Origin of the sequence: Cryobacterium breve, from assembly GCF_027594785.1 — a bacterium.
Classification (GTDB): domain Bacteria; phylum Actinomycetota; class Actinomycetes; order Actinomycetales; family Microbacteriaceae; genus Cryobacterium; species Cryobacterium breve_A.
The window spans coordinates 237006-262530 of sequence record NZ_CP075584.1 but is presented as its reverse complement, the minus strand read 5'-3'; the positions used below and the strand labels follow the sequence as shown (position 1 = coordinate 262530).

14 protein-coding genes, 2 tRNA genes and 8 pseudogenes are annotated in these 25525 nt (G+C 67.1%); 4 read left to right on the top strand and 20 right to left on the bottom strand.

Annotation, left to right across the window (positions count from 1 at the left end; all coding sequences use genetic code 11):
• Nucleotides 1-175: 175 nt before the first annotated feature.
• Nucleotides 176-1639, top strand: a complete 1464-nt coding sequence (locus KIV56_RS01285) for an NAD(P)/FAD-dependent oxidoreductase (protein WP_281534858.1) — start codon at nt 176-178, stop codon at nt 1637-1639.
• A gap of 504 nt (nt 1640-2143) precedes the next feature.
• Here the strand turns inward: KIV56_RS01285 and KIV56_RS01280 are convergent.
• The 4 genes and pseudogenes from KIV56_RS01280 to KIV56_RS01265 all read right to left on the bottom strand — a co-directional run bounded on the left by KIV56_RS01280 (nt 2144) and on the right by KIV56_RS01265 (nt 6274).
• Nucleotides 2144-3250, bottom strand: coding sequence for a GGDEF domain-containing protein (locus tag KIV56_RS01280; protein WP_281534857.1), 1107 nt, complete (start codon nt 3248-3250; stop codon nt 2144-2146).
• 613 nt (nt 3251-3863) lie between these two features.
• Nucleotides 3864-3937 (bottom strand) — tRNA-Ile (locus KIV56_RS01275).
• Between the two features lie 9 nt (nt 3938-3946).
• A pseudogene (locus tag KIV56_RS01270) lies at nt 3947-5166 on the bottom strand (glycosyltransferase).
• A 181-nt stretch (nt 5167-5347) separates the two neighbouring features.
• Complete coding sequence (locus KIV56_RS01265; protein ID WP_281534856.1) at nt 5348-6274, bottom strand: DMT family transporter; 927 nt, start codon at nt 6272-6274, stop codon at nt 5348-5350.
• A gap of 40 nt (nt 6275-6314) precedes the next feature.
• Here KIV56_RS01265 and def point away from each other — a divergent pair, with 40 nt between their 5' ends.
• Nucleotides 6315-6881 carry a peptide deformylase gene (def, locus tag KIV56_RS01260; RefSeq protein ID WP_281534855.1) on the top strand — a complete coding sequence of 189 codons (567 nt, stop codon included), beginning with the start codon at nt 6315-6317 and terminating at the stop codon, nt 6879-6881.
• Nucleotides 6882-6883: 2 nt separating this feature from the next.
• On the opposite strand, the gene KIV56_RS01255 is transcribed toward def, so the two are convergent.
• The 16 genes and pseudogenes from KIV56_RS01255 to recO all read right to left on the bottom strand — a co-directional run bounded on the left by KIV56_RS01255 (nt 6884) and on the right by recO (nt 23810).
• Entirely contained in the window at nt 6884-7189 is a 306-nt protein-coding gene (locus KIV56_RS01255; protein WP_281534854.1) for an AzlD domain-containing protein, read from the bottom strand.
• Nucleotides 7186-8052 (bottom strand): AzlC family ABC transporter permease, encoded by an 867-nt coding sequence (locus tag KIV56_RS01250; RefSeq protein ID WP_281534853.1) that lies wholly within the window; start codon nt 8050-8052, stop codon nt 7186-7188. The genes KIV56_RS01255 and KIV56_RS01250 overlap by 4 nt, the downstream gene beginning before the upstream one ends.
• A complete protein-coding gene (locus tag KIV56_RS01245; protein WP_281534852.1) occupies nt 8049-8933 on the bottom strand; it encodes a sensor histidine kinase in 885 nt (294 codons plus the stop codon). Before KIV56_RS01245 ends, KIV56_RS01250 begins: the two co-directional genes overlap by 4 nt.
• 96 nt (nt 8934-9029) lie before the next feature.
• Nucleotides 9030-9102 (bottom strand) — tRNA-Asn (locus KIV56_RS01240).
• 131 nt (nt 9103-9233) lie between these two features.
• Nucleotides 9234-10256, bottom strand: coding sequence for a D-isomer specific 2-hydroxyacid dehydrogenase family protein (locus tag KIV56_RS01235; RefSeq protein ID WP_281534851.1), 1023 nt, complete (start codon nt 10254-10256; stop codon nt 9234-9236).
• A complete protein-coding gene (locus KIV56_RS01230; RefSeq protein WP_281534850.1) occupies nt 10253-11047 on the bottom strand; it encodes an ATP-binding cassette domain-containing protein in 795 nt (264 codons plus the stop codon). Before KIV56_RS01230 ends, KIV56_RS01235 begins: the two co-directional genes overlap by 4 nt.
• A gap of 41 nt (nt 11048-11088) precedes the next feature.
• Nucleotides 11089-12770: pseudogene (locus KIV56_RS01225) on the bottom strand (dipeptide ABC transporter ATP-binding protein).
• A gap of 66 nt (nt 12771-12836) precedes the next feature.
• Entirely contained in the window at nt 12837-13952 is a 1116-nt protein-coding gene (locus KIV56_RS01220) for an ABC transporter permease (RefSeq protein WP_281534849.1), read from the bottom strand.
• Nucleotides 13953-13954: 2 nt separating this feature from the next.
• Nucleotides 13955-15042, bottom strand: a pseudogene (locus tag KIV56_RS01215) (ABC transporter permease).
• 88 nt (nt 15043-15130) lie between these two features.
• The gene (locus tag KIV56_RS01210) at nt 15131-16759 is read right to left on the bottom strand and encodes an ABC transporter substrate-binding protein (RefSeq protein WP_281534848.1); all 1629 of its coding nucleotides are present in this window, start codon (nt 16757-16759) and stop codon (nt 15131-15133) included.
• 156 nt (nt 16760-16915) lie between these two features.
• Nucleotides 16916-18785 (bottom strand): annotated as a pseudogene (gene dnaG, locus KIV56_RS01205) (DNA primase).
• A 58-nt stretch (nt 18786-18843) separates the two neighbouring features.
• A pseudogene (locus KIV56_RS01200) lies at nt 18844-20092 on the bottom strand (deoxyguanosinetriphosphate triphosphohydrolase).
• Nucleotides 20085-21274, bottom strand: a pseudogene (gene dusB / locus KIV56_RS01195) (tRNA dihydrouridine synthase DusB). Before dusB ends, KIV56_RS01200 begins: the two co-directional pseudogenes overlap by 8 nt.
• Before the next feature lie 200 nt (nt 21275-21474).
• Nucleotides 21475-22146 (bottom strand): DsbA family oxidoreductase, encoded by a 672-nt coding sequence (locus KIV56_RS01190; protein WP_281534847.1) that lies wholly within the window; start codon nt 22144-22146, stop codon nt 21475-21477.
• 111 nt (nt 22147-22257) lie between these two features.
• Nucleotides 22258-23090: pseudogene (locus KIV56_RS01185) on the bottom strand (isoprenyl transferase).
• Nucleotides 23087-23810, bottom strand: a pseudogene (gene recO, locus KIV56_RS01180) (DNA repair protein RecO). The pseudogenes KIV56_RS01185 and recO overlap by 4 nt, the downstream one beginning before the upstream one ends.
• A gap of 128 nt (nt 23811-23938) precedes the next feature.
• Here recO and KIV56_RS01175 point away from each other — a divergent pair.
• Nucleotides 23939-24637 carry a trimeric intracellular cation channel family protein gene (locus KIV56_RS01175; RefSeq protein ID WP_281534846.1) on the top strand — a complete coding sequence of 233 codons (699 nt, stop codon included), beginning with the start codon at nt 23939-23941 and terminating at the stop codon, nt 24635-24637.
• 117 nt (nt 24638-24754) lie between these two features.
• On the top strand, nt 24755-25495 hold the full coding sequence (locus KIV56_RS01170; protein ID WP_281534845.1) for a hypothetical protein: 741 nt from the start codon (nt 24755-24757) through the stop codon (nt 25493-25495).
• Nucleotides 25496-25525: the final 30 nt, after the last annotated feature.

Genomic DNA, 25525 nt, shown 5'->3' with positions numbered 1-25525 from the left:
GACGTAGCTGGCCGCGACCAGACCGACCAGTCCGGCACCCAGGCTGTGATCACTGTTTTCATGGTGTCACTTGATACCCCCATAGGTATTTTCTTGACGTCAAACTCAATACCCCCTGAGGTATAGGAGTATGGTTCAGATCAACAGCAACGAAGCTGGGATTGAGGGGTCTGAAATGGCACGAGTCGTCATTCTGGGAGCCGGGGTTTCCGGCCACACCGCAGCACTGTTCCTGAAGCGGCGCCTGGGCAGGAACCATGAGGTCGTGGTGGTGTCACCGAACTCGAACTGGAACTGGATCCCCTCGAACATCTGGGTCGGAGTCGGCAAGATGAGCCCCGACAAGGTGGTCTTCCCTCTCGCCCCGATCTACCGACGGAAGAAGATCGTCTTCCGCCAGGCCAGGGCCGTCGCACTGCGACCGGACGGGGATACCGACAGCCCCCGCGGAGCCGTCGATGTCGTATACACCGACCCGAAGCGGGCCGGCCAGATCGAACGCATCCGCTATGACTACCTCATCAACGCGACGGGCCCCCGGCTGAACTTCGCAGCGACCCCGGGCCTCGGCCCGGATGCCGGTCACACCGTGTCGGTCTGCACGCCCAGCCACGCCGTCGAGGCGGCCAAGCACCTGGCCACCGTCATCGAGACACTGAAGACCGGCCGACGGCAGACCCTGGTGATCGGAGTGGGCCACGGAACCTGCACCTGCGAGGGAGCAGCATTCGAGTACGCCTTCAATGTCGAACATGAACTCCGCGCGGCAGGGGTTCGGGAGCGAGCCGAGGTCATCTACCTGACCAACGAGCACGAGCTGGGCGATTTCGGCGTCGGCGGCATGACCTTCAGCCAGGGCGACCACAGGATCACGAGCGAGGCCTGGATGGAATCGCTCTTCCGCGAACGGAAGATGAAGGCGATCACCCAGGCCGCGGTCACCGAAATCGAACCCGGCCTCATCCACTACCGGCAGATCGACGGCACGGACAACACCCAGCCGTTCGATTTCGCCATGCTTCTCCCCCCGTTCCGCGGCGTGAACCTTGAGGCCTTCGACAGAGACGGAGCCGACATCACGGGTTCGATCTTCGCCCCTAGCGGGTTCATGCGGGTAGACGCGAACTACGAAGCCAAACCCTTCGACCAGTGGTCGGCGCAGGACTGGCCCAAGACCTACCAGAACCCGCTGCACCACAACGTGTTCGGGATCGGGATCGCGTTTGCCCCGCCGCATGCGATTTCCCGCCCCTATTCGACCCCCGACGGCGTCCTGGTCGCCCCGGCGCCGCCCCGCACCGGTATGCCCTCAGGATCGATGGGGAAGGCCGTGGCTATGACCATTTCGGACATGATCCTGAACGGCTCCACCGAGCCAACCCACACGGCTTCGATGGGCGAGATGGCGGCCGCCTGCATCGCCTCGACGGGAACGGGAATGCTCTCCGGTACCGCGGCGGCCATGTCGATGTCGCCCATCGTGCCGGACTACTCCCGGCACCCGAACACGGCCGGCCGCGATCCCAAGGAGACAACCGGCGACATCGGGCTCGCAGCGCACTGGGTGAAACGGATGCTGCACACCCTCTTCATCTACAAGGCCAAGGCATACCCGCTCTGGTACCTCATCCCCGAATAACCCGCCTCAACGACACGATCAACGGAGACCAGCATGGATAACGCCCAGGCTCTAATCGATACGGCGCCGCTACCGGGGATGCGCGAGCCTGCGACGCCGGAGCAACGTCGTCCAGCAGTTCATTCGCTTCCTGAGCCTGAACTGGACGATGTACCGACTCGCCAAACATCACGACTAGCGAGCCCTGACACCCACGGCCGGCGTCGGCGTCGGCGGGGTACACCTGCTCCAGCGCGACCGCTCGGGACATTCGGCGAGGAGGCGCTCGACCGCGTCAACCCTGCCGGCAAGATAGTCCGCCCACGCCGGCGCCGCGCGACAGCGTGCACAGCGACTGGCCGCCGGAATCGGCGGCCAGTCGCTCGAGCGCCTCGCCCGGTTGTGCCCAAGGCGCAGCGGTCTAGCGGCCATGAGAACGAAGGCTCGACCAAGGTGGGCTTTTTCGCCCGGTTGTTCTCCGCCCGCTGATTGGGTCCCGTACTGCCACCAGGCTTGCCGGGCCGCTTAAAGGCTGGGGGCTGAGGTTCCCTGTGTTTGCGTTCCCTGCGCGCCAGGCGCCGGATCGGCACCGCCCATGACCTTGTCCGAGGCCGATCTCGGACCGCGCTCTACACGGGCGCTCATATGTACTGAGTTCCGCCCCGCATTCTTTGCGGCGTACATTGCGTCGTCGGCCTCGGCCAGGAGTGCGGCGAGGTTGCCCTCTGTGCTGCCGTCTCCGATACTGCAGCCCACGCTAACTGTCACCGCCATGTCGCGGTGCGTCGTCTCCACGATGCTCCGAACGTGCTCCGCAAGGGCCAAGAGGTGCGCCCGGTCGGGAACGACGACGAAGAGAGCGAATTCTTCCCCGCCCAGCCGAACGAGAAGGTCGCTTGTGCGCGTTCCTCGCTCGATCGCACCCACGGTGTCGGTCAGCACCTGGTCGCCGCGTTGGTGCCCGTAAGTGTCGTTCACGGCCTTGAAATGATCCAGATCGAGCACGAGACAGCCGAATTCCTGGCCGGTTCGCTGTGCGAGTTCGCTCAGTGAGGGCACCCGATCGGCCATCCCACGGCGATTGACCGCTCCGGTGAGAGGGTCAGTCAGTGTGAGGTCGATAGCGCTGTCCCGCTCAGCCTTCAGGAAGCGTCGGAGCATCATCACTACCAGTGTGGCGGCAACGGTCATACCAACGAAAGTTGCGGCAGTCATCGGAGCCTCTGACGACCTCAGGAAGATAATCGAAATGCCCAGCGACATCGCCACCGCGCCGTAGATACTGGCGGGAACTACATCTACCACCGCCGCCACCGCGACCGACAGGATCAAGAAGGTGAAAGCGCTCACGGTGGCAAGGGCCACGGATGTCACAGTGAGCCCGGAGACCATGGAACCCGCGAGCGACAACACGAGCACAGCTGCGATGATCGGACGGCTTAGATACCGGTGCCGATACGACACGATCAGGAGGACGACCAGCGCGCCGGCGATGCCCAGCAGAAGCAGCGTCGCGGGCTGGGCATGTCCGACGAAGAATCCTGCGATGACCACAGCGCGCCCGGCCACGATCACGACGAGCGCGCGCAATACCGTGGCGCGGAACCTCTGGAACGAGGGAGTCTGCTGCATCAGCTTGCCTGTCTTCCCCCGCCCCAGTGACAAGTTCGAAGCTCAGCTTAGTGATTGACCGGCCCCGGAATCGGCCCCACGTCCGCGTCTCACTTCCCGAACGTCATTGGCATCTCAGGCTCGATCGGCGTGAGCCTTCCGAGTCCGCGATGCCGACAAGGCCGGCGGTAGGTCCGTTCCATCCAAATCACGCTCACGATCCGCAGTCTCAACAGTGTCGGCGCGGAAAAACACATCGAACTTCAGACCCACGCCACGCGACACGCGCCGACTCAACGACTACGGCAAATCTCCTCATCAGGGAGACGAATTTAACGAGCCGGCGACGCGATCCGAGCGAATAAGTGGTGAATAAAAGTGCGCAGCATCACGTGCCACAATCCAGAGCCAAAGAAACGTGCAGATCAGCGCGCATTCTCGAGACCACGCGTCACTTGAACCCAGGACCGTTCGCAGTACCGGGCGAGTCGCCACCAAACAAGAAAATATAAGTGCCGGTCAGCCTGTTGTTCTGCTCCACCCGCGCGACGCAGAGTCGAGTCCTCTTGACTATTTACTCAAGTCTCGCAAGGAACGACCAAACTAAAAATTCTGGTCAGAATGCACTTTCCAGTAGGGCGGCCGGGACTTGAACCCGGGACCGACGGATTATGAGTCCGCTGCTCTAACCAGCTGAGCTACCGCCCCCAACCGCGGTCACTCCGGGGAGTGGGCGGCGGCCTCTGACGTGATCGCATCGACCACCGGTTCCCCACGATACAGGCTCTCGAAAGTGTCGAGCGTGCGATTGATGTCGTGGGCACCGATCAGCCTGAGCGACTCGTGCTTGAGAGCGTCGAGTGCCTCCGGGGCGGCCGTGAGCACGAGGGTCAGCTTGTCAGCCAGATCCTGAGCGCTGCCCGGTTCAAAGAGGTACCCGTTCTGCTCGTCGTGGACGAGGTGCGGCAACGCCATCGCGTTGGCGGCAACGATCGGCAGGCCTGAGGCCATCGCCTCCATGGTCGCGATGCTCTGCAGGCTCGGCGATCGACGGCATCGCGAACAGGGTCGCGCGGGTGTACGCGTCGCGCAGTTCCTCATCGGTGACATAACCGCGGAAGACGACCCGCTTGCTGATCCCGAGGCTCTGGGCGAGGTGCTCGAGGTTGCGCTTCTGGTCGCCGCCGCCCACGATCTCGACCTGGGCATCCAGTTCGGGCGCGAGCAGTGTCACAGCCTGCAGAAGCACATCGATCTGCTTCTCACTCGTCACACGGCCGACGAAGAGGATCCGATTCTCGGTGCGCGGCTCGAAGGACGGCGAATAGTTGTGGGCGTCGATGCCACACGAGATCGCGAGCACACCCTCGAGTCCGGTGTACTTCTCCAGGAACTCGGCGGCGCGCACGGTCGGCGTCGTGACGGCTTCCGCCCGGCCGAAGGTGCGGCGAGCGGCCTTCCAGGCCATCTTGATCAGCCGCTCGTGCATGCTCTTCCGGAATGAGCGTGAATTCGAGCATGTTCTCGGGCATGAAGTGGTTCGTGCCGATGATGCGGATGCCGCGCTTCGCTGCCTCGATCGTGACGCCGCGACCGATGTTGATGTGGGACTGGAAGTGCACGACATCCGGCTTGAAGGTGTCCAGGATTCGACGGCTCTCCGCATGGATCAGCCACGGCAACGCGTAGCGGAGCCAGTCGTGCGGGTACCAGCGCCAGCTCTTGATCCGGTGCACAAGGAACGTCTGGCCCTCGTGCTCTTCGGTCCAGGTGCCGTGCTTGGCCGAGGCCGCCGGCGCGAACACCTGCACCTCGTGGCCGCGGGAGGTCAGGCCGGCGGCGAGACGCTCGGCGAACTTCGCAGCACCGTTGACATCAGGTGCGAACGTGTCGCAAGCGATGAGGACCTTGATCGGCTTTTTCGAACCCGGTGCCACAGGGGTCGAACCTAGTGGCGAAGCGGTCGAGTCTGACAAAGTGAGGGTGTCCCAACGTGTGTGGGCCGGAGGTCGTCATCCGGCGGTAATTCAGGTCTTGGACGGCACGAAAGCGGCCGACATCTCCTAGCACCCTATTCTAGATCCGCATGTTCTCGCCCAACCTCGGCGACGGCGCGCCCTATTCCGATACGGTAACGGATGCCTGCGGGTGGTGCCGAGACAGCAGAATGACACCCCAGATTGCGATGGCGCCTGCGACTGCGAACGCGACTCCCGCCCACACGGGGGCTTGGGCGATCTCGCCGAGGACGACGATGCCGATTCCTACCGCCACCAGGGGATCGATCACGGTCAGGCCGGCGATCACGAGATCGGGCGGTCCAGACGAGTACGCGTTCTGCACGAAGTAAGCGCCGAGAGCCGCCGCGAGGAGCAGGCCTGCAACGCAGGTGAGCGTGAGCCACTCGAAATTGCCGTTCTGGGTGCGGTTGATGATCACCTTGGCGAGGGTCGCGACGAAGCCATAGAGCACACCGGCGCCTGTGATGTAGAAAATCGCCTTGAACTGGGTGTGCAGCAACGCGAACGCGACAACGAAGGTGACGAGCACGCAGCCGAGCACGATCAGGATGGTGATGAGGTTCTTGTCGGTGACGGGCTTGTCGACGGCGAAGAAGGCGGCGACGGTGACGAAGAGTCCGATACCGCCGACGCAGAGCGCGATCGCGATCTTCGAGGCCCGGTTGACCGGGGTCTTGGTCACCCGGGCATTGACGATCGACGTGATCACGAGGGCGACGGCACCGAGGGGCTGCACCACGATGATCGGGGCGAAAGCCAGGCTCGAGAGCTGGAAGACGATGGCGAGGCCGAGCATGAGAGTGCCGATCACCCAGGACGGCCGACGCAGCAGGAGCAGCAACTGGTGCGGGTCGAGCCCTCCCGTGACCGCAACGGTGTTGGCCTCAACCTTGTTCACGCCCCGGTGCTGGAACTGGGCTCCGAGCGACAGGAACACTCCGCCGATCAGGGCGAGCGGTATGCCGATCGCCTGGCGAGGGTCGACGGGGAGGTCGACGGTGAAGTCAATCAGGTCGAGGTGCACTCAACGACCCTACGACGGAACAGCCCGATATCCTTGCTGAATGGCCGTTCGCTCAATTGTTATTTTCGGGGACCCCGTCCTCCACACCCCCGCCAAGCCCGTCGAGACCTTCGACCAAGAGCTCCGCGATCTCGTCCAGGACATGTTCGAGACGATGGACGCGGCCCCCGGGGTCGGCCTAGCCGGCCCGCAGGTCGGCATCCCGCTGCGCCTGTTCACCTACGGCTACCTCGACGACGACAACCGGCAGTGGCGCGGCGTCGCGATCAACCCCGAGCTCTGGATCACTCCAGTCCCTGCCGGAGAGGCGGATGAGGACGAGGACGTCGAGGGGTGCCTCTCGTACCCGGGCGAGCGATTCCCGCTGCTCCGTTCCCCGCGGGCGATCCTCCGCGCCGTGGACCTCGACCAGAAGCCGTTCGAAATCCACGCAGACGGCTGGCTCGCCCGAATTTTCCAGCATGAATACGACCACCTCGACGGCACGGTGTATGTGGACCGCCTCGAGCACTTCTACGCGAAGATCGCCACGAAGGTCACCCGCAAGCGCGGCTGGGGCGGTCCGGGCCTCGCCTGGATGCCGGGAGTCGACAACCTCGACGAATAGGGTCAGAAAAGGGCGCGGATGCCTGCGGCTACGAGTGCGGCCGCGATCACGACGACGATGAACGGCACCCGCAGGGCGAACAGGACGACCGCGACGAGGACGGCGGGCACCCGGGCGTCGAGGGTCACTCCTGTCCCCGAGCCGAGCGTCTGCACCGCGATCAGGGCCGCGAGCAGGGCGACGGTCACGAGTTCGCTGATTCTCGCCGGGGCCGGCTTTCTCAGCACCGCGGCCGGCACGAGGTAGCCGGCGATCTTGAGCAGCACACAGGCGATGGATGCCGCGATCACGATCTGCCAGAGGGTCACCGGCCACTCCCCCGCGGTGAAGTTCCAGGCTCTGTGCCGGGCTCTGCGCCTGCTTCTGTGCCGGGCTCTGTGCCTGCTTCTGTGCCGGGCTCTGTGACGGAGCGCTCGCCCGCCCAGTTGAACCAGCCGACGACGACCGCGACGAGCGCTGCTGCGAGCACGGGCAGCCCCGGCGCGAGAACGGGCGTCAGGGCCGTGGCTACGACGAAGGCGGCCACCGCGACGACGAGGGCCTGCCGTCGCCTCAGGCGCGGCCAGAGCAGGCCGACGAAGACGGCCGCGGCCGCGGCATCGAGGCCGTACGAGCGGGTGTCGCCGAGGGTGTTGCCGATCAGGCCGCCGACGAAGGTCGTGAGGTTCCAGCCGGCGAACACGATAAGGCCCGTCACCCAGAATCCGCGGCGGCTCGACCGGGCCGTCGGCTGGGCGAGTGCGACGGCCGTCGATTCGTCGATGGTGATCCACGCGGCCGCGAACCGGCGCAGCCAGCCGCGGCCGACGATGGGCGCGGTACGAATGCCGTAGAGGCCGTTCCGGGTGCCGAGCAAGGCTGCGCCGGCGATCGCCGACGGCCCGGCGGCGACCCCGCCAGCCGCGAGCACGCCGATCAGGGCGAACTGGGAACCTCCGGAGAACATCACCAGGCTGAGGAACGCCGTCTGCCAGAGCGTGAGGCCGGACGCGACGGAGAGAGCGCCGAAGGAGAGCCCGTATGCGGCCGTCGCGACGCCGACGGCGATGCCCTCGCGCGTCGCGACGCGGTCGAGTGCCCGGGCGGCGAGCTCCTGGGCTGCGGCATCCCCGGCAGCGTCGGAGTCGGCAGCGTCGGAGTCGGAGTCGTCGGCAGGGACCTGGGCACTCATCCCGCTACCGGGAGAGGTTCACGCCGTGCACACCGTTGTGGTAGCGCAGGGACGGGAAGACCGCTGACACGGAGAAGCCGACTCCGGGGACGGTGCCCGCCGTGAAGGTGCCGCCGAAGAGCGCTGCGCGCTCGCGCATCTGGGTGATGCCCGCGCCGGACACGCTCTCGCTGAGCGCGTGCAGGTCGTCGTCGATCGTGTACCGGGTGCGCGCCGCGATCTCGTCGGGGTCGGAGCTCACCCGGCGTGCGGCCGCGCGGATGCCGTCGTCGTCGACGAGGAGCCTGCATGCCGTCCCTGGTCCAGGCGAAGGAGACGTTCGCCGCCGTGCCGCGACCGCCGTGGGTGAGGGCGTTGGCGAGTGCGCCCTGCAGGATCCGGAAGATCGCGAGTTCGGCGCCCGGCTTGAGTGGGAAGCGGTCACCGGATTCGGCGAAGCTCACCTCGAGGCCGGCGTCGCGCATCACCCGGAACAGGTTCCGCGCAGACTGGAGCCCCGGCTGGGGCGTGTCGACGGCTTCACCTTCGCGCACGATCGTGAGCACCCTGCGCATGTCGGCGAGGGCGACCCTGCCGTCCTCGACCAGGGCGGTCGCGACCCGGACCGCGCTCGCGGGGTCGTTCTCCGCCGTGTACCGGGCGCCCTCTGCCTGGGTGATCAGCCTGGCGACGTTCAGCACCGCGCCGTCCTGAAGCTCCCGGATGATCCCGAGGCGTCCGTTCTGCTCAGCGAGGAACAGTTCGAGGTCGATACGCATCCGCTCGGCCGCCGTGCGGTCGAAGATGATCCGGCGAAGGCGAACCGCCGTGACGAGCCAGAGCACGAGCATGACGACGACGACGGCGGCGAGCACGCCGGCTGCGAGAGGCCAGAACTCCACGGTGTCGCCTTTCCAGAACTTCCAGACGAAATGAGAAAACAGAATGCAAGAGAAATAGAAAAGGCCACCCGGGGTGGAGCCCTGAGTGGCCTTTCGCTCCCCGACTTGGACTCGAACCAAGAACCGTCGCATTAACAGTGCGATGCTCTGCCAATTGAGCTATCGAGGAAAAGCTGGAACAGCGTTTCCGCTTGAACAGCGTTATTACTTTACCAAGAATCGGCCGTTCGCCAAATCGAGGCCGCGAGGCGGTCGCCTCTCGGCGGTTCGGTGGCGGTTCGGCACCGGTTCGACACCGGCTCAGTACCCGCGCTGCGGGTCGACCACGCCGACGAAACGGCCGTCACCGAGGAAGGCTTGTACGTTGAGCCGGATCCGTTCGGCGAGGAGCGGTGCGGTCATCTCGGGCGTGTCTGCGGAGTGCGGCGTGATCAGGCAGCGCGGCTCCGTCCAGAGCGGATGCCCGTCGGGCAGCGGTTCCGGTTCGGTGACGTCGAGCGCTGCGCCGGCGATGCTCCCCGCGGCGAGGGCCGCGACGAGGGCATCGGTGTCGATGAGCGGACCGCGACCGACGTTGACGAGGTTGGCGTTCCGGTTCATCAGCGCGAGCTCGGGGGCGCCGATCAGGTGCCGGGTGTCCGCGGTGAGGGCGGCGGCGAGCACGACGACGTCGGCATCGGGGAGGACCTCGTGCAGAGCGCTCGTCTGGACCGTCCGCGCCGCCCCGGCCACAGGCTCGGTGGAACGCCGAACGACCGTCACCGTCGTTCCGAATGGTTCGAGCAGCCGGATGAGTTCGAGGGCGATGCCTCCTGCGCCGATGATCACGACATGGCGCCCGTAGAGGGACCGTCCCTCCGGCAGCGTGCTCCAGCTGTGGGCCCGCGCGCGCTTGGGCAGCACCCGCAGCAGCGCGAGGGTGAGGGTGAAGGCGTGCTCGGCGACGGGCTGGGCGTATGCGCCCTTTGCGCTCGTCCAGAGCAGGCCGGGGCGGTCCTGTTCGCCCAGGAGGTCGCTGAACGCGTCGACGCCGGCCCAGGGCAGCTGGACCCAGCCGATGCCCGGATTGTCGTCGAGGGCGGCACTCAGCTCGTCCGCCCGGCCGTAGGAGAGCCAGATCAGCCCGCGGGTCGCGCTCGAAAGCGGTTCGAGGACTCCCCCGGCCGCCTGCACGGCCCAGCTCGCGGTGTCTGCGGGGTGCGGGAGGATCGCAATCGGCCCGCCCGGTGGCCGTCGCCCGGCCGGGACGGCGGTGACCGTTCCGGCGAGAACGGCCTCGTGCTGGGCGGCCTCGTGCTGGGCCGGCTCAGGAATCGCTGTCATGGTGTCCGTCCTTGGTGAGTGCCGCCGCCAGGTCTGCGACGTAGGGATGCCACGGGTCGGCAAAGACCTCGTCGATCGTGCCGAGGCCGACGAGAACACCCTGGTGCATCACGGCGATCCGGTCGGCCACCCGTCGGAGCACGGCGAGGTCGGAGCCTGATCACGACGGCCGCGAAGGCTCGCTCGCGCTGGAGCTCACCGATCAGGTCGACGACGGCGTCACGGACGGTGACGTCGACGCCCGCGAGCGGCTCGTCCGCGATCAGGAGGGCAGGGCCGAGCACGAGCGAACGGGCGAGTGCGACGCGTTGCCGCTGGCCGCTGCTGAGCTCGTACGGGTATTTCGTGAGCACGGTGAGCGGCAGGCGCACGGCGTCCACCATGGTCGCCACGAGCGCACTGAGGGCAGCGGGCTGGTACCGGGCGTCGCGCTCGAGCACGGGCTCCGCGACGAGTTCGCCGACGTTGAGCGTTGCCGGAAGCGTCTGGCCGGCGTCCTGGGCCAGCATGCCGACCTCGAGGGTCAGCCTGGCGAGCTTCCGGCGACTGATGCCACGCAGCCGCAGGCCGAGCACGGTCGCCTCGCCGCCGATGATCTCCGGCCGAACGTCCGTGCTGCCCGCCGATCCCCCGCTCCCGGAGAGCACCCGGGCGAGGGTGCTCTTGCCTGAACCGCTTTCGCCGAGCACGCCGAGCACCTCGCCGGGGTTGACCCTCAGGGTGATCCCGCGCAGGGCCGCGAAGGAGTCGCTCGCTCCGTGGGCCGGATACGAGGCCGAAAGGTCATCCATCGCGATGGGAAAGGTCCATGCCGCGCCGCGAGTCATGCTTTCTATCCTGCCGTACGAAGCTCCCGCAACTTCTCACGGCGTTCGGCCTGTTCCACCGGGTCCGGAACGGGCAGCGAGGCGAGCAGGCGCTGCGTGTACGGATCCTTCGGGTCGCCGAGCACCTCAGCGCTCGTGCCCTCCTCGACGAGCTTGCCGTGGTACAGCACCGCGATGCGGTCGGCGAGGATATCCACGACGGCGAGGTCATGGCTGATGAAGAGAGCCGCGAAACCGAATTCACGCTGGAGGCTCCGCGAAGAGTTCCAGGACGCGGGCCTGAACGGAGACGTCGAGCGCCGAGGTGGGCTCGTCGGCGATCAGCAGGCTGGGTTCGAGGGCGAGTGCCCTCGCCAGGCTCGCGCGCTGCCGCTGGCCGCCGCTCAGCTCGTGCGGGTACCGATCGCCGTAACTGCGCGGGAGCTGGACAGCCTCGAGCAGCTCGTCGACCCTGGCCCGTGCCGCCGCCGGGTTCTTCGCCCGGCCGTGCACGATGAGGGGCTCAGCGACGCAGTCGGCAATGGTCAGCAGCGGGTTGAAGCTCGATGCCGGGTCCTGGAAGACGAAGCCGATGTCGCTGCGGAGCTTCTTGAAGGCGCGCTCCTTGAAACCGTTCATCTGATGGCCGTGCACGGTCAGGGAGCCGTCCGTCACCCGGGTCAGGCCGGCGATGGCGCGGCCGATCGTGGTCTTGCCGCTTCCGCTCTCTCCGACGAGCCCGAGCACTTCGCCAGGGCGGATGCTGAAGCTGACGCCGTCGACGGCGGTGAAACCTCCGCGGCCCAGCCGTCCCGGATACTCGATCCTCAGGTCCTTGGCGACGACGACGGGCGTCTCGACGGCCCAGCCGGGCTTCCGTGCGGTCGCCCGGTCGGCGGCGTGCACGACTCCCTGGCCGAGGTGCGGCACGGCGGCGAGCAGCTTCTTCGTGTAGGCGTTCTGCGGGGACGCGAACAGGGTGCGGGCATCCGCTTCTTCGACGACCTTGCCCTGGTACATCACCGCGACCCGGTCTGCGAGGTCGGCGACGACGCCCATGTTGTGGGTGATCAGCACGATCGCCGTGCCGAAGTCGTCGCGGCAGCGACGGAGCAGGTCGAGGATCTCGGCCTGGACGGTCACGTCGAGCGCGGTGGTCGGCTCGTCGGCGACGATCAGGCCGGGGTCGAACACGAGGGCCATGGCGATGACGACCCGCTGCTTCTGGCCTCCGGAGAACTGGTGCGGGAAGTAGTTCACACGGATCTCGGGGTCGGGGATGCCGACCCTGCCGAGGATCTCGACGGCCTTCTTCTTCGCCTCGGCCCGGCTGAACTCGCCGTGGGCGCGGATGCCCTCCATGATCTGCCAGCCGACGGTGTAGACGGGATTGAGTGCGGTGGACGGTTCCTGGAACACCATCGAGACGTCGGTGCCGCGGAGCCTGGCGGAGCTTCTGCTTGCCGACGGAGATCACGTTGTTCGTGCTCGAGCCGTCCTTGCTGCTGAGGAACACCGCACCCGACGACGTCGCGGTCTCGGGAAGCAGGCCGAGGATCGTCTTGGCCGTCACGGTCTTCCCGCTTCCGCTCTCGCCGACGATCGCGAGCACCTCGCCGGGCGCGACCCGGAGGCTGACCCCGGCGACGGCGTGCACGGCGCCGGCATCGGTCGCGAATGTCACCGTGAGATCGGTGATGCTCAGCACGTCGGAGCCTGCGCGCGGTGCCGGGCACGCTGCCGGCGGGCTCGGGGGCGGTCGTGAATACCTCGGTCATGACCGGTCCTCGAATCCTTCGTCGGTGAAGCTGTCTATGTCGGCGTCGATGCCATCGGCGCCGCCTTCGAGGCCGTCGAGACCGCCGGGGCCGCCCGTGAGCGTGCCGCCGGGTACGACGGAGGTCGCGGCGACGACCGACACGACCTTGCCGACCGAGCGGCGACCGCGGAGGCGGGGGTCTGCGAGGTCGTTGAGGCTCTCGCCGACGAGGGTGATGCCGAGCACGACGAGCACGATCGCGAGCCCGGGGAACAGCGAGGTCCACCAGATTCCGCTCGTGACATCCGAGAGCGCCTTGTTCAGGTCGTAGCCCCACTCTGCCGCTGCGCTCGGTTCGATGCCGAAACCGAGGAAGCCGAGCCCGGCGAGAGTCAGGATCGCCTCTGAGGAGTTCAGGGTGAAGATGAGCGGCAGGGTACGAGTCGCGTTCCGGAGCACGTGCCGGAACATGATCCGACCGTTGCTCGCGCCGAGTACCCGGGCGGACTCGACGTACGCCTCCGCCTTGATCCGCACGGTCTCCGCGCGGATCACGCGGAAGTACTGCGGGATGAACACGACGGTGATCGAGATCGCCGCGGCGAAGACGCCACCGACCAGGTCGGACTTTCCTCCGGAGATCACGATCGACATCACGATCGCGAGCAGCAGCGAGGGGAACGCATAGACGGCGTCACAGACGACGACGAGGATGCGGTCGAGCCAGCCGCCGAAATAGCCGGAGACGAGACCGAGGAACACGCCGGCGAAGATCGACAGCAGCACCGCGACCACGATCACGAACAGCGCGGTCTGGGCGCCCCAGAGCACGCGGGAGAGCACGTCGTAGCCGCCGACGGTGGTTCCGAGGATGTGCGCGCCGCCCGGGGGCACCTGGGCGCCGAACGGGCCGTTCGCGTCGCGCAGCTGGCTGAAGCCGTACGGAGCGACCACCGGGGCGAAGACGGCCGTGAGCACGAACAGTCCGGTGATGACGAGGCCGGTGACGAGCATCCCGCGTTGCAGGCCCACGCTCTGCTTCACCTGGTGCACGACGGGGAGCCGGTTCCAGAGGGCGGCGAGGCCGCCCCTGGTGGCGGGGGCGATAGTGGTGTCCGGTGCGTGGCTCACGGTCAGTACCTCACCCTCGGGTCGATGATCGCGGCGATGATATCCACGATGAAGTTGGAGAGCGCCACGATGACGGCGAGCAGGGCGACGATGCCCTGCACGGCGACGAAGTCACGTGCCTTGAGGAATTCGGAGAGCATGAAGCCGAGCCCCTTCCATTCGAAGGTTGTCTCGGTGAGCACGGCACCGCCGAGGAGCAGGGCGATCTGGAGGCCGATCACGGTGATGATCGGGATCAGGGCCGGTCGGTATGCGTGCTTGGAGACCAGCCGGAACTCGCTCACCCCCCGCGACCTGGCAGCATCCACGTAGTCGGTGCCGAGGGTGCCGATGACGTTGGTGCGCACGAGGCGGAGGAAGACACCGGCGGTGAGGAGGCCGAGGGCGATCGCCGGGAGCACGGCGTGGGCGAGCACGTCCATCAGCACGGCGGGGTTGCCCGTCATGATCGCGTCGATCGTGTAGATGCCGGTCTTGTTCGGCAGGAACTGCATTTGCAGTTCCGAGCCGGTCGTCGCCCGTCCCGCGACGGGCAGGACCTTGAACCAGACCGAGAAGATCAGTTTCAGCAGCAGCCCGGAGAAGAAGACCGGGGTGGCGTAGCAGAGGATCGCGAAGATGCGGAGGGAGGCGTCCTGGCTCTCTTGTCGCGGAAGTAGGCCGCGACCATGCCCAGCGGAATGCCGACGATGAAGGCAACGAGGAGCGCGTAGAACGCGAGCTCGGCCGTGGCGACGCCGTAGGTCAGGAGCACGTCGACGACGGGCTTGTTGGTGCTGATCGTGGTGCCGAAGTTGCCGGTGAAGATCTGGCCGAGGTATTCGAAGTACTGGATCAGGATCGGCCGGTCGTAGCCGGCCGCGTGGATGCGTTCGGCGAGCTGGTCGGCGGTCAGGCGGCCACCGAGGGCGGCCGTGATCGGGTCGCCGGTCGCGCGCATCAGCCAGAAGACCATGGATACGAGGATGAAGATCGTCGGGAAGATGAGCAGGAAGCGGACCGCGATATAGCGACCGATCCCCCCGCCTGGGGAGGTTCGTTTACGCCGGGTGACCTGGGGGGCCGTCGGGCGCGCTGCCACTGTTGTCATCACTGCCTATCGATCGAGAAAAATGGAGGGGGGCACCCAGCTTCACGGCTGACTGCCCCCCGGTCACAACTGATGAATAAAGCCGAACTTAGCCCTTCTTCAGCGCCGCGTAGCGGAACTTGAAGGATGCGTCGAGCGTGTCTTTGGCGCCGGTGACGGTGCTTCCGGTGACGGCTACCTGGGCGCCCTGGAGGAGGGGCAGGGTCGACAGCTGGGCTGCCACCTTGTCCTGGATCTCCCCGATGAGCTTGGTGCGGGCGGCCTTGTCTGTCGTGACGGCCTGCTGCTTGATCAGGTCGTTCACGGCGGCGTCGCTGTAGTGGTTTCCGACGAAGTTGCCATCGGCGAAGAACGGCGTCAGGTAGTTGTCCGCATCCGAGTAGTCCGGGTACCAGCCGAGCTGGTAGGCGGGGTATGCGTCCTTCACGCGCTCCTTGGAGTACGTGACGTACTCCGTCGAAGCCAGGTTGACCGTGAAGAGGCCGGAGGCGTCCAGCTGGTCCTTGACGAGCGCGTATTCATCGCTCGAGCCGGGGCCGTAGTGGTCGGTGTTGTACTGCAGGTTGAGGGCGACGGGGCTCGTGATGCCGGCAGCCTCGAGGGTTGCCTTGGCCTTGGCCTTGTCCGGTCCTCCGTTGCCGTCGCCGTAGAGGCCCTTGAGGGACTCGGTGGCGCCGGTCATGCCGGCCGGAACGTAGGAGTAGAGCGGCGTGTACGTGCCCTTGTAGACCTGCTTGGCGATCTCGGCACGGTCGACGAGGTCGGCGACGGCCTGGCGGACGGCGAGCGACTTGGCCGGGTCGGCCTCGGGCGTCTTCGCGCCGAACGGCTGGGTGTCGAAGTTGAAGACGATGTAGCGGATTTCTCCACCGGGTCCGTCGACGACCTTGACCTTGTCGTTGCCGCGCAGGTCATCGATGTCCGTCGAGGACAGGCTGCGGAAGGCGACGTCGATATTGCCTTCCTGCACGTCGAGCTTGAGGTTCGACGCGTCGGCGTAGTACTTGACGTTGACGACATCCGTCTTCGCCGGGCCGAGGTTGCCCTTGTAGTCCTTGTTGGCCTTGTAGCCGATGAGGTTGTTGAAGTCGTAGCTCGTGATGACGTACTGGCCTGCGAAGGCGTTCGCCTTCACGATGTCGGCGTCTGGCGTGATCGCGGTCGCCGAGAAGGTCTCCTCGTCGACGATGACACCGGCAGGGCTCGACAGGATCTGCGGGAAGACCTGGTCGTTCGCGGCCTTGAGGGTGAAGACGACGGTGGTGTCGTCGACGGCCTTGACGCTGTCGAGGTTGTAGAGCAGCGTCGACGGGCCGTTGGCGTCCTTGATCTTCAGCTGGCGGTCGAAGCTGAACTTCACGTCGGAGGACGTGAGCTTGTGGCCGTTGGCGAAGACGAGGTCGGGCTTGAGCGTGACCGTGTACTCGGTGGGGCTCGTGAACTCGGCCTTGGTCGCGATGTCCGGCGTCACGTCGGCGGTGCCGTATGCGCTGTTCATCAGGAACGGGAAGACCTGGTTCATCACGGCGAACGAGCCGTTGTCGTACGAGCCGGCCGGGTCGAGCGTCGTGACCTTGTCGGTCGTGCCGATCAGGAGGGTTCCTCCGGCGGTCGCTGTGGTGCCGCCGGCCGAGCAGCCGGCGAGGACGAGCGCGGAAGCGGCGACGAGCGCCAGTCCCCCAATCAGCCTGGTGCGCCTGGTGGGTGAAAATGCCATGTGCGTGAGCCTCTTTCTCTCGGAATGCGGCAGAGGCGGCATGCGAGGGAGCCGCACCTCTGCATTGCTGTATCGAAAGGAATATCACGAAAAACGCAGTCTGCCCGAATTCTCGCCAGAATATTTACCTAGCTGCAACACGCGAGGTCTGCTCAGTTACTCATCCCGCAGGTTACGCCGCTCGAGTTCGACGCGCATGAGTTCGCGTTGCAGCGCCGTGTACGGCACTCGGTCGGTGGGGTCCGCGCGTTGCAGCCGGCCGAGCAACTCGGCCTTCTGGCGGAGGAAGTCCCGATCGATCAGGGCGACGGTCACATCGCGCACGTAGCGTTCGACTTCGCGTTCGGTGCGCTCGGGGAGGGGCGCCATCGCCAGGTCGGTGACCAGATTCTGCAAGGGAAGCGGCACGTCCGCGACCACACGCTCGATCCAGTCGGGTGCCGAAAGGGTGTCCAGGTTCGCGGCGATCGCGTCACGAACGACCGCGAGGGACTGGTGGGCGAAACCGGTCTGCACGGCCCGTTGCAGCAGTTCGACGCCGACGAGGGCGGGACGCTGGAGCATGGCCATCAGACCGTCGCGTTCCAGGCGGGTGATCGGGTCCGTGGGCAGTTCGACCATCGAGAACGGCCGTTCGCGCACGGGCTCGCTGCTCTCGCCGCCTCGGCCGGTGGCGGATGTCCCCGGTGCGGTGCGTGATCGGCTGAGCGCGGCGGAGACAGCCCGGCCGACCTCGCCGAGGTCCATACCGAGCATGCGGGCGAGCTCGTGCGTGTAGCCGGGCCGGAGGGCGGGATCGCGGATGTCGCTCACGAGCGGTGCCGCTGCCCGCAGGGCGGAGACGCGTCCTTCGACGGTCTCGAGGTTGTACTGGGCGAGGAGCCTGCCGGATCATGAATTCGAACATCGGCTTCTTCGATTCGATCAGCCGTTGCACGGCCCCGTCGCCCTTGTGCAGCCGCAGGTCGCAGGGGTCGAAACCCTCAGGCGCGACGGCGACGAAGGTCTGCGCGGAAAAACGCTGCTCCTCGCTGAACGCGCGGACGGCGGCCTTCTGGCCCGCGGCATCCGGGTCGAAGGTGAAGACGACCTCCCCGACGCCGCTGTCGTCGCCGAGGACGCGGCGGAGGACCTTGATGTGGTCGACTCCGAACGAGGTGCCGCACGTCGCGACGGCGGTCGTCACCCCGGCCAGGTGGCACGCCATCACGTCGGTGTAGCCCTCGACGACAACGACCTGGTGGCTGCGGGAGATGTCCCTCTTGGCGAGGTCGAGTCCGTAGAGCACCTGAGCCTTGTGGTAGATCGGGGTCTCCGGCGTGTTGAGGTATTTGGGGCCCTTGTCGTCCTCGAGGAGCTTGCGCGCCCCGAAGCCGATGGTCTGCCCGGTGATGTCGCGGATGGGCCACACCAGGCGGCCGCGGAAGCGGTCGTAGACACCGCTCGAGCCCTCCCGGCTCGACACCAGGCCGGCGAGGGTCAGCTCCTCGTCGGAGTAGCCACGGCCGCGCAGGTGCCTGGTGAGTTCGTCCCAGCTCTTCGGCGCGAAGCCGATCCCGAACCGGGTCGCGGCGTGCGCATCGAAGCCGCGTTCGCCGAGGAACGTGCGACCGACGGCGGCGCCGGCGCTGCCGAGCTGGTCGACGAAGAACTCGGCTGCGGCCTGGTTGGCCGCATAGAGACGCGCCCGGTTCGTGTGGTCAGGCGCATCCGCCCCGCCGCCCTCGTAGTGCAGTTCGAGGCCGACCCGGCCCGCGAGCCGTTCCACGGCCTCGCTGAAGGTGACGTGGTCCATCTTCTGCAGGAAGGAGTAGACGTCGCCGCTCTCGCCGCAGCCGAAGCAGTGGTAAAAGCCGACCTGCGGGCGCACGTGGAAGCTCGGGCTGCGTTCGTCGTGGAAGGGGCACAACCCCTTCAGGGAGCCGACGCCGGCCGATTTGAGGCTGACATAGTCGCCGACGATGTCGGCGATATTGGTTCGGGCCTTGACCTCTTCAATGTCGCTTTGTCGAATCAGGCCTGCCATAGCTGAATGTTATCCCGCCGCACGTCCGACTTCGGCACGGGCCGGGTTCTGCACAGGCTCAGTTCTGGATCAGGCGCTCGTACCAGGCGAGAGCTGACTGGTCGGTGAGGCTCGCGACCTGGTCGACGACGACACGCTTGCGGGCGGCGTCGTCCGCGGCCGCGTGGAAGTCTTCCTTCGAGCCGGCGTCGAGGTATTCGTCGCCGGTGGCGAGAAGCCGGTCGGCGAGCAGGGTCAGCACCTGACGCTGCTGCTGGTAGATCGGCTGCCGGGTGTTCTTCGACATCACGAAGGCCGCGACGACGCCCTTGAGCACGGCGATCTCCGCTGCGACGTTGGGCGGCACCACGACGTGGGCGCCGAAGCGCGCGATGCGCTCTGCCGGATAGGCCTGTCGGGTGGCGTACACGGCCGCTCCGGAGAACCGGCCGATCAACTGGCTCGTCAGGTTTTTGAGGCGACCCTGGTCGCGGCGGCCTGCCGTCCAGCCGCGCAGCCACGAGTCGAGCGCGCCGAGGCGGTCGTATGCCGCAGCGAGGTCGGCATGGGAGACGGCGCCGCCGATCCAGGCGTGCATCGACGAGACGAGTTCGGTGCTCGCACGGCCGTTCAGGGCTGCGAGGTCGAGGTAGCCGTTGACGACGGCATCCTCGAAGTCGTGCACAGAGTATGCGATGTCGTCGGAGAGGTCCATCACCTCGGCTTCGATGCACAGCATCCGGTCGGGGGCGTCGGCACGCATCCACTCGAAGGCCGGGAAGTCGTCGGGGTAGTACCCGAACTTGGCGCGGCCGCTGGGGTCTGACACGGATTCGCCGGCGGGCCACGGATACTTGCAGCTCGCGTCGAGGCTCGCACGGGTGAGGTTGAGTCCGTAGCTGTGGCCGTCGGGGCCGAAGACCTTCGGCTCGAGGCGGGTGAGCAGGCGCAGTGTCTGGGCGTTGCCCTCGAAGCCGCCGATGTCGAGGGACCAGGCGTTGAGCGCCTTCTCGCCGTTGTGGCCGAACGGCGGATGTCCGAGGTCGTGAGCGAGGCAGGCCGTGTCGACCACGTCGGGGTCCAGTCCGAGGCGCTGCGCGAGCTCCCGGCCGATCTGGGCGACCTCGAGGGAATGGGTGAGCCTGTTCCTGGCGAAGTCGAGGCCCGCGGTGGGGCTGAGTACCTGGGTCTTGGCGGCGAGGCGGCGGAGGGCGCTCGAGTGCAGCAGCCTGGCGCGGTCGCGCGCGAAATCGCTGCGCCGGGAGCCTGTGTTCCTCCGGGAAGTATCGTTCCTCGTCGAAGCTCGTGTACCCCGATCGGTTAGCCACCGCTGGTGTCTCCTTCGCCCTCGGTGAGCCGGGCGCGTTCGGATCCGACGAGTTCCTGCGAGTCGAGCCAGTGCTCGGGCAGGCTGGTTCGCTTGGGACTGCCCGCCCGGCCGCGGGGACCCTCGGCGCCGATGCCCGGGTATTCCTGGGTCGGGTCGAGGGTGCCGAGCAGGTCGTCGAGCCTGGGCGAGGGAGACGACGGAGGCGAGGCTCGCGCGCAGTTCGCCGCCAACGGAGTACCCCTTGAAGTACCAGGCGACGTGCTTGCGCACGTCGCGGCAGGCGCGTTCCTCGCTGTCGAAGAATTCGGTGAGGAGCTCCGGCGTGCCGACGGAAGGTATCGGCCACAACGCCGAGGTTCGGCTGGATGAGCGCGGCTCCCGCACCCTCCGCCGGCCCGAACGCCGCGGCGAGGTCGCCGAACAGCCACGGGCGGCCGAGGCAGCCACGGCCGACGACGACGCCGTCGCACCCGGTTTCCGCGACCATACGAACCGCGTCCTGCGCGGACCAGATGTCGCCGTTTCCGAGAACGGGGATGCTCGTGATGGCCTGCTTGAGGGTCGTGATCGCCGACCAGTCGGCCTGGCCGGAATAGTAGTCAGACGCCGTACGGGCGTGCAGCGCGATGGCGGAGACGCCGGCGCCCTCAGCGGCCCTCGCGGCCTCGAGGTACGTGAGGTGGTCGGAATCGATTCCCTTGCGCATCTTGATCGTGACCGGAACGGCCCCTGCCGCGTTCACCGCGGCTTCGACGATGCTCCGGAAGAGTCCGAGTTTCCAAGGCAGGGCGGCCCCGCCGCCCTTGCGGGTCACCTTGGGAACCGGGCAGCCGAAGTTGAGGTCGATGTGATCCGCGCGGTCCTCGGAGACGAGCATCGTGACGGCCTCGCCGATGGTCTTCGGGTCGACCCCGTAGAGCTGGATGGAGCGGGTGGTCTCGCTCTCGTGGTGGTCGATGAGGCGCATCGAGCCCGGGGTGCGCTCGACGAGGGCGCGCGAGGTGATCATCTCGCTGACGTAGAGGCCGGCGCCGAATTCCCGGCAGAGGCGGCGGAATGCGGTGTTGGTGATGCCGGCCATCGGTGCGAGGACGACGGGCACGTCGAGCGTGAGCGGGCCGATCCGCAGCGCGGGGACCGGCGTCGGGTCCGTGCGCGAAGCCGTGAGTGCAGGAGTCATTGGATCAATTCTCCCAGATGCGGGCGCCCGTGCTGACCCGTGCGACCAACCCGCACCGATCGAGGCCTAGATTCCGCAGGAATCGCCCTCGCAGCTCCCGGCGCCGGATTGGCCGAGGAGCTGGATGAACGGGGCGACGCGCGGCGCCGGGACCGCGGCGACTGAGACCGCGGCGACTGGGACAGCGGTGACATCGGTCATCAACGGTTTTCCCCTGCTGCTGCGGTCTCGTTCTGGTCGGCCTGGGCCTGGCGGAGGGCGCCGGCGAAGGCCTCGGGGTCCTGGGCGCCGGAGATGCCGTACTTTCCGTCGATCACGAAGAAGGGGACGCCCTGAATGCCATAGGCGTTCGCCTGTGCGACATCCGCCTTGACGTCGGCGAGGTACTCGTGTGCGGTGAGGGCCCGCACGACGTCGGCGCGATCGAGTCCGATCTCCGCGGCGAGGTCGGCGAGGTCTTCGATGCGGCCGACGTGCCTTCCGTCGACGAAGTAGGCCTTGAGCAGGCGTTCCTTCATGTCGAGCTGGCGTCCGTGCGCCTTGGCGTAGTGCAGGAGCTCGTGGGAGATGACGGTGTTGGTCTGGTGCACCGAGTCGTAGTCGTAGTGCAGGCCGACGCTCTCGGCGATGCCGGTGACCCGGGCGAGCATCTCGGTGACCTGGGCAACGGGGATGCCCTTGCGCTCGCTCAGGTAGTCGATGGGACTGCCGGCGAAGTCGACCGGGGTATCGGGGGCCAGCTCGAAGCTGTGGTACTCGACCTCCACGTCCCCGTCGAAGAGGGCGGCCCCTGCCTCGAACTTGCGCTTGCCGATGTAGCACCAGGGGCACTGCACGTCGGACCAGATGTCGACCTTGATAGTTTCGCTCACACCCGACCCAAGCCGCCGGTCCCCCGATCTATTCCCCGTGCCGCGCGAGGTGTCGCATATCGACGTTAAACGCGCCCACGAACGTCGATTCGCGACACCTCAGGGAGGGGATCAGGCGGTCGGTGCGTCGACGGCCCCGCCGTAGCGGCGGTTGCGCGCGGCGTAGAGCTCGATCGCGTGCCACAGGCTCCGCACGGCCGAAGTCCGGCCACAGGGTGTCCAGGAAGACCATCTCGGCGTAAGCACTCTGCCAGAGCAGGAAGTTGCTCGTGCGCTGCTCCCCCGAGCCTGCGCACGAAGAGGTCGACGTCCGGGAGGTCTGCCGTGTAGAGCTGGCGCTGGATCGCCTTCTCGGTGATGCCGGAGGGCTTCAACCGGCCGGCGGCGACCTCCTCGGCCAGCGCTCGGACGGCATCCGTGATTTCGGTGCGCCCACCATAGTTGACGCACATCGTCAGGGTGAGGCCGGTGTTGCCCGCGGTGAGGCGCTCGGCGTACTGCAATTCGTTGATGACGGATGCCCACAGTCGCGGCTTACGGCCCGCCCAGCGAACCCGCACTCCCCAGTCGTTGAGCTGGTCGCGGCGCCGGTGCAGGACGTCGCGGTTGAAGCCCATCAGGAAGCGGACCTCGTCGGGCGAACGCTTCCAGTTCTCGGTCGAGAACGCATAGACGCTGAGGTGCTTGACACCGATCTGGATGGCCCCGGCGACGACGTCGAGGAGCGCGGCCTCGCCCGCCTTATGGCCTTCGACCCGCGGGAGCCCGCGGGCGTTCGCCCAGCGGCCATTGCCGTCCATCACAATCGCTACGTGCTCCGGAACGACCTTGGCGGGCAGCGCCGGCGGGTACTGGCCGGTCCAGTCGAGCGGGCGGAAAGCGACCGCGTCCTTGTGCGTGAACGGCTTCGGCGCGAACGGGTTCAGGGAGGGCTTCGGGGTCATCGACTGACGTGCTCCAGGGATCGGAGGCCCCGGCCGAGGTGCCACTGCGTGTATGCGGCGACGACTCCGTTGGCCTGGTTCCTGGTCTGCTCTGGCATGGATTCGGCCTGTTCCCAGTCTCCGGCGAGCAGGGAGCCGAGGAGAAGGATGGTCGCCTTGTCGAGCCGGGGCGACCCGGGGGCCGCGCAGTCGTCGCAGACGATTCCGCCGACCTGCACGACGAGCGCGGAGTGGTCGCCGAGTGCGCCGCAGCGTGCGCAGCCCTGGAAGCTCGGTGCCCAACCGGCCATCGACAGGGCGCGCAGGAGGTAAGAGTCGAGGGTCAGGCTCGCGCCGTGTTCCATCCGGGAGAGCGAGCGCAGCGCCCCGACCAGAAGCAGGTACTGCTGCAGGGAACCTTCCGCTTCGGTGAGCTTGTCCGCCGTCTCGACCATCGCGCTCGCCGCGGTGTAACTCGCATAGTCCCCGGAGATCAGGGCGCCATACGAGCCGATCGACTCGGCCTGGGTGACGATGTCGAGGCTGCGGCCCTCGTAGAGCCTGCACGTCCGCGACCATGAACGGTTCGAGCCGGGCGCCGAATTTGGAGGCTGTGCGGCGGACGCCCTTGGCGACGGCACGGACCTTGCCGTGCTGGCGGGTGAGCATGGTGACGATCCGGTCGGCCTCACCCAGTTTGTGGGTGCGCAGCACGACGGCTTCATCACGGTAAACAGGCACGTCCCATTCTCCCACCTGGGCGGGCGTTGCGGGTCCGGTTCCGTCCGGCGCGCCGGTCGTGCGGGTTCCTGCCGGAACGGGCACCGTCGACGGTCAGGAAACCCTGCTGCGGGTGGTTTCATTGGAGAATGCCTCCCATCCTGTTCACGATCCCGCTCTGGATCGACCTGACGGCGGTCGCGATCGGCGCGATCCAGGGGGCCATGTTCGCCGGACGATTCACCGATCGCCGCTTCGACCTGCTCGGCATCGCCATCATCGGCGTCACGGTCGGCCTCGGCGGCGGACTCCTGCGCGACATCCTGCTCGGCGGGGTACCCGCCGCCCTGCAGAGCAACTGGTACCTGCCGATCGCGGGCGGATCCGCCCTCCTGGGCATGCTGTTGCAGAGTCTCTTCAATCGCCTCGGCCCATTCATCATCGCGCTCGACGCCGTGACGATCGGCCTGTTCGCCGCCCTCGGGACGAGCAAGGCGCTCGCGCACGGCCTCCCGGAGATTCCGTCGTTGTTCGTGGGCGTGATCACGGCCGTCGGCGGTTCGGCCCTCCGCGACATGATGCTCAACGTACCGATCGCCGTCATGCATGTCGGTTCGTTCTATGCCATGGCCGCCGGATTCGGCAGCGCCCTTCTCGTCGTGCTCTTTGAACTGCACGTGGACATCACGATCGCGGCGATCGCCTGCGTGATCGTGACCACGGTCATGCGGATCCTCGCGGCCCGCTACGGCTGGAGCCTGCCGGAACAGCGTGCGATCGGCAGCTGGCCGCGCTGGCGTCGTCGTGTCCGCCCGGTCACCCTCCGTCGCCGCCGAACCCACGACTGACTCCCCTCCCCACCCACAGGGCGTCGGACGGATGGCGAAATCTGCCGGTATTCCCTCTCGCATTTGTGGGCCCGCGGGGCGACACTAGTGAGAAGAACTCACATGTCTGGAGGATCCATGAATATGCTGAAGGGCAACTCGCCCGATCCGATGCCGGTGCCCAGCCTGATGCCGGTCCTGTCCCGCGGCAAACACCGCACGCCGCGCTCCGGAGCCTGCTTCATGGAGTTCGCGTCCTACCTCGCCGGCGAGGCGTGGAGTGACCATCCGGCGTGCACGCACCCCCTGGTAGCTTCCCTCGCCCGCATGGTCAATGACTGCACGTCGGACAGTTCCCGTGCCCGCCTGGTGCCCCTGATCCCGTCCGTCATCGGCCTCAAGGGCGACAACCCCCGGGTGCGGCTACTGATCGCGGTCAGGGCGGCGACCGCGGCGCTCCCCGTGAGCAGCTCGGATCACCAGCGTGCCCTTGCGGTCGGGATCCTGAACTGTGAGCGCCAGTTGGAGGGGCTCGACGGCGAATTGCCCGAAGGCCTCGAGGCCCGCATCCGCACCGCGTTTGATGCGGCGCCGGAGACCGAGCGGTGGGCGCGCGAGTTCATCTCCTCGATGGGGGCATGGTCGCGCACCAAGTTCACCGATCGCACGGCGGAGACGATCATCCGGGTATCGGTCCAGGGCATTGCAGAAGCGTGCACCCCGAACCCCGACGACCGGCTCTTCGAGTTGCTCTCCGGGGTGATCGAGGACGCCACCCGGGTGCTGGCTCCGGTTGAAGCCGAGCCCGCCCCGGTCGCTCCCCCGGTCGACCGGCGATCCGACAGAGCCCGGCCGGTCCCGGCTCACGCCCGCGGCTGACGCAGGCTGATCTCCAGGCCCAGACAATCG

What these genes read in the sequence shown, in the direction of transcription:
- KIV56_RS01285 (WP_281534858.1), top strand. Translation starts at nt 176, where the DNA reads ATGGCACGAGTCGTCATTCTGGGAGCCGGGGTTTCCGGCCACACCGCA.
- KIV56_RS01280 (WP_281534857.1), bottom strand. Translation starts at nt 3,250, where the DNA reads ATGCAGCAGACTCCCTCGTTCCAGAGGTTCCGCGCCACGGTATTGCGC.
- def (WP_281534855.1), top strand. Translation starts at nt 6,315, where the DNA reads ATGGCCGTTCGCTCAATTGTTATTTTCGGGGACCCCGTCCTCCACACC.
- KIV56_RS01250 (WP_281534853.1), bottom strand. Translation starts at nt 8,052, where the DNA reads ATGAGTGCCCAGGTCCCTGCCGACGACTCCGACTCCGACGCTGCCGAC.
- KIV56_RS01235 (WP_281534851.1), bottom strand. Translation starts at nt 10,256, where the DNA reads ATGACAGCGATTCCTGAGCCGGCCCAGCACGAGGCCGCCCAGCACGAG.
- KIV56_RS01230 (WP_281534850.1), bottom strand. Translation starts at nt 11,047, where the DNA reads ATGGATGACCTTTCGGCCTCGTATCCGGCCCACGGAGCGAGCGACTCC.
- KIV56_RS01210 (WP_281534848.1), bottom strand. Translation starts at nt 16,759, where the DNA reads ATGGCATTTTCACCCACCAGGCGCACCAGGCTGATTGGGGGACTGGCG.
- KIV56_RS01175 (WP_281534846.1), top strand. Translation starts at nt 23,939, where the DNA reads ATGCCTCCCATCCTGTTCACGATCCCGCTCTGGATCGACCTGACGGCG.
- KIV56_RS01170 (WP_281534845.1), top strand. Translation starts at nt 24,755, where the DNA reads ATGAATATGCTGAAGGGCAACTCGCCCGATCCGATGCCGGTGCCCAGC.